The 1,315-nt window shown below is 57.6% G+C and carries 1 protein-coding gene; it reads right to left on the reverse strand.

All coding sequences use genetic code 11. From position 1 onward, the window contains the following. Positions 1-181 (reverse strand): hypothetical protein (locus ACPYN9_RS17175; RefSeq protein ID WP_424468109.1); only part of this gene is annotated, 181 nt, incomplete at its 3' end. Positions 182-1,315 lie beyond the last annotated feature (1,134 nt).

Raw genomic sequence — 1,315 nt, forward strand, 5'->3', positions numbered from 1 at the left:
TCCGGACGGGGAGTGTGAGAACTTCCATCCTGGAAGGCCTCGACCTCTCTTCGCGCAACGACGCGCTACCCGCTCCTACACTCTCGATTGCGAAGAGCCCGTTATCGGTTCTGACCCCCAAAGGCAGGTCAAAGACTGCGAACGTGGGAAACGTCGTCAAAGCGTGTGTAAGGATCATCACGACGACACCTTGATTCCTCAAACACCACACGGTGCTTGGACGCGACACGAGAGGGCGACCAGAACACGCGTCCCTTGTGGTTGTGTGAACCTACCCAGGTCAAAGAAGTACGGCTCGAGCCTCGAAAGGCAAAGGCCGTAGAAGTTCTAGGACCTGCGTCGGTTCCGAACTAAATCCGTCCGTAGAGCGGACTATCTGAAATGGAAATAATGACCTCTACCAACGTTTCTGCCTCCAGTGGCGACCAGCCTGACCCCACAGTCGCGAGGAGGCGTGTTCTTGCGGGGGTTGCGTGGACAGTACCTGTGATCGCAACGGCAGTGGCGACTCCATTTGCCGCCGCCTCTGGCTGCGTCAGCGGTTCTATCGATTATTCGAGCGGATACACGCGAACCTCCGTGACTCAAGGGGCCGGCACTGGGACTTCAACCAGCGGACAAAACTTTAGTTACTCCCTCACAGCTGCGTATGGATCTCGAATTACCCCCCCGAGCGACAATCTCACGATTTACGACCCAGGTTCTGGCCCTTCCCAGCTCAACGTTCTCGCGAACGCTTCTGCCGAGGGAACCACGAGCACACAGCCGGATGCCCGGTACACAGTCACCCTGACCTACAGCTTCAGCGAGCCAGTCGAGAACGTGGAGTTCACCCTGTGGGACGTTGATAGCAACCTCGCCAGTGGCACCCCGTCGACTGGCGGCGCGTTCTATACAGAGTGGGTGCGTGTGACCGCACCGGGAGTTGTCGCCACGCGGGGCTCCGGTCTCTCTGTGAACTCAGCTGGATGGGTTTATCCCACGAACTGGGGCAATCAAGGTGCTACGGATCCCAACTATGCAGTAACCTACCGTATCCCCGGGCCTGTTCAATCCTTCACGATCGAGATGTCTCGACCGAACAACAATACTGCAATCAACGCCGGCGGAGGTATCGGGCTTAGTGGAGTCCAGCTAGATTTCAACTGTTGATTCTCATAACCGATCAGGCAATACTGACCTGCTTCAGAGGCAATCGCCGACTGGACTGCATTCGGGCTGACTGACCTGGGTTCGGTCGGGGGGTGTCCCTATGGTTCTTGTCAAGCGGCAAGGGCTAGGGGCGGTTGGTAGATGGTGCCGTCTCGGAGCATTG

The organism is Pseudoclavibacter helvolus (genome assembly GCF_049707175.1).
Taxonomy (GTDB): domain Bacteria; phylum Actinomycetota; class Actinomycetes; order Actinomycetales; family Microbacteriaceae; genus Pseudoclavibacter; species Pseudoclavibacter helvolus_A.